This window comes from Brachyspira catarrhinii, assembly GCF_005518285.1.
Lineage (GTDB): Bacteria > Spirochaetota > Brachyspiria > Brachyspirales > Brachyspiraceae > Brachyspira > Brachyspira catarrhinii.
The window spans coordinates 1-2,822 of sequence record NZ_SJDU01000308.1; the positions used below are offsets into that span (position 1 = coordinate 1).

Here is a 2,822-nt window from a genome sequence, read left to right on the forward strand (position 1 = left end):
TCGCAGGACTTGCCAAATAAACCTTTGAAGTTTTATCTCCCATTCTTCCCACAAAATTTCTGTTTGTAGTCGTTACGGCAACTTCATCATGAGCGAGTATTCCCATATAACCGCCCAAACAAGGTCCGCATGTCGGAGTAGAAATCGCGCATCCCGAATCTATAAATATATCCATATAACCTCTTTTTATGCATTCTTTATACACTTTTTGAGTCGCGGGAATTATAATGCATCGAACATTTTTTGCGACTTTTTTTCCTTTCAAAATATTAGCCGCAGTTTCCATATCCGAAATTCTTCCGTTGGTGCAAGAACCTATAACCACTTGGTCTATTTTTATATTTTTTAATTCTCTCGCTTCTTTAGTATTTTCGGGCAAATGAGGGCAGGCAACCGTAGGCTCTATAGCAGACAAATCAATATCGATAATTTTATCGTAAATCGCGTTTTCGTCCGCTTTGAATATTTTATAATTTCTATTAACTATATCTTTCAAATAATCTATAGTTTTATCGTCCGTTTCAAATATTCCGTTTTTCGCGCCCGCCTCTACCGCCATATTTGAAATGCATGCTCTGTCGTCCATAGTCAAAGATTTTAAACCTTCTCCCATAAATTCCATCGATTTATATAAAGCGCCGTCTACTCCAATATTTCCGATAATATGAAGAATGACATCTTTACCAGAAACATTATTCTTTAATTTTCCTTTCAAATTGAATTTAATCGCCGAAGGAACTTTAAACCAAACCTCGCCCGTAGCCATAGCCGCCGCCATGTCTGTGCTTCCCACTCCCGTAGAAAAAGCCCCAAAAGCTCCGTAAGTGCAAGTATGGGAATCCGCTCCAATTATTAACTCTCCAGGCGCAATCAAACCTTTCTCTGGAAGTAAAGCATGTTCCACTCCCATATCGCCGACATCATAATAATGTTTTATATTATATTTATTTGCAAAATCTCTACATTGTTTACATTGTTCCGCGGCTTTTATATCTTTATTTGGGGCGAAATGGTCCATAACCAAAGCGATTCTTTCGTTATCAAAAACTTTATCGAATCCGTATTTTTCAAATTCGTTAATTGCAACGGGACTCGTTATATCGTTTCCCAATACCAAATCGGTTTTTACTTTAATAAGCTCTCCCGCTTCGACTTTCTCGGCTTCACAGTGCGCCGCTAAAATTTTTTGAGTAATAGTCATATTATATCCTTTTATTACAATTTTATTTATTATTATAATTTATTTAAAGCGTTAATATAAGCCTTCAAACTTGCCTCGATAACATTCGTGCTAACCGCTCTTCCTATAACCATTTTATCTTTATCCGCCGAAAGTTTTACTATAACCTCTCCCAAAGCGTCCTCGCCTTCCGTAATGGCGTTTATGCTGTAAGTAGACAATTTTGCCTTATTTGAAGTTATAGAATCTATTGCGCAAAATGCGGCGTCAATCGGACCGTTTCCTTTCGCTATTCCTTCGACAATATTATTATCGTTGTAAAGAATAGAAACCGCGGCTAAAGAAGAAATATCGCTTCCAGAATTAACCACAAAACTTTTTAAAGAATAAGCGGGATTTTCAATAGCCGTGTTACTTCCTATTATCAAAGCCTCTATATCCGAGTCGGTGACGATTTTTTTCTTATCCGCTAAATTTTTAAAGTTTATAAAAGCCTCTTCCAAAGTTTTATCGTCAATATCGAATCCCAAAGATTCCACTCTGTCTTTGAACGCATGCTTTCCAGAATGCTTTCCCAAAACCATTTTATTTTGAGGAATTCCTATATCTTCCACATTCATTATTTCGTAAGTGCTTCTCTCTTTAAGAACTCCATGCTGATGTATTCCCGCCTCATGAGCGAAAGCGTTTGCCCCGACTATAGCTTTGTTTGGAGCGACAACCATACCAGATATTGTCGACAATAATTTTGAGATTTTATATATTCTCTTCGTATTAATATCGGTATAAGCGTCATAGAAATCTTTTCTCGTTTTTATTCCCATAACTATTTCTTCCAAACTTGCGTTGCCAGCGCGCTCGCCAATTCCGTTTATAGTGCATTCCACTTGAGTAGCTCCCGCTAAAATCGCCGCTAAAGAATTTGCCGTTCCCAATCCCAAATCGTCATGGCAATGAACGGATATATCGACTTTATCTATTCCTTTAACATTCTCTTTCAAATATTTAATCAAATCCGCCGTTTCAATCGGAGTGGCGTATCCAACGGTATCGGGAACATTTATCGTGGTGGCTCCGTTTTCTATTGCAACGGAATATGCTTTCGCTAAAAATTCTCTGTCGCTTCGTGACGCGTCTTCGGCAGAAAATTCTATAAACTCGAATTTAGTTTTCGCATAGGAAACCGATTCTCTTATCGCTTCCAATACCTGCTCTCTCGTCATTTCAAGTTTATGTTTCAAATGAATGTCGCTTGTCGCTATAAAAACATGGAGCATCGGATGTTTAGCTTCCGATAACGATTCGTAGGCTCTGTCGATATCTTTTTTTGAGCATCTTGCCAAACTCGCCAATTTCGCGTTTTTGACGACTTTGCTAATTTCTTTTATAGCCTTAAAATCGTCATCCGAGCAAATTGCAAAACCTCCCTCGATTATGTCTACTCCCAATTTATCCAATTCGGTTGCTATTTCCAATTTTTCGCCCAAATTCATTGTGCATCCAGGGGATTGTTCGCCATCTCTTAAAGTAGTGTCAAAAATTTTAATCTTTCTCATTTTTAAACCATATAAACTATATGAATTATTTTTTAATCCAACTCATCATTTTTCTTAATTCGGCTCCGACTTTTTCCAATTTATGC

Annotated in this window: 2 protein-coding genes; both read right to left on the reverse strand. The window is 37.5% G+C overall.

Annotation, left to right across the window (positions count from 1 at the left end; genetic code table 11):
- The coding region (leuC, locus tag EZH24_RS09805) for a 3-isopropylmalate dehydratase large subunit (protein ID WP_137998969.1) at positions 1-1,201 on the reverse strand (1,201 nt) is incomplete at its 3' end.
- A gap of 32 nt (positions 1,202-1,233) precedes the next feature.
- Positions 1,234-2,736: a 2-isopropylmalate synthase gene (locus EZH24_RS09810; protein ID WP_137998970.1), complete on the reverse strand. Its 1,503-nt coding sequence runs from the start codon at positions 2,734-2,736 to the stop codon at positions 1,234-1,236.
- Positions 2,737-2,822 lie beyond the last annotated feature (86 nt).

Coding starts and splice junctions, on each gene's coding strand:
- EZH24_RS09810 (WP_137998970.1), bottom strand. CDS start 2,736: ATGAGAAAGATTAAAATTTTTGACACTACTTTAAGAGATGGCGAACAA.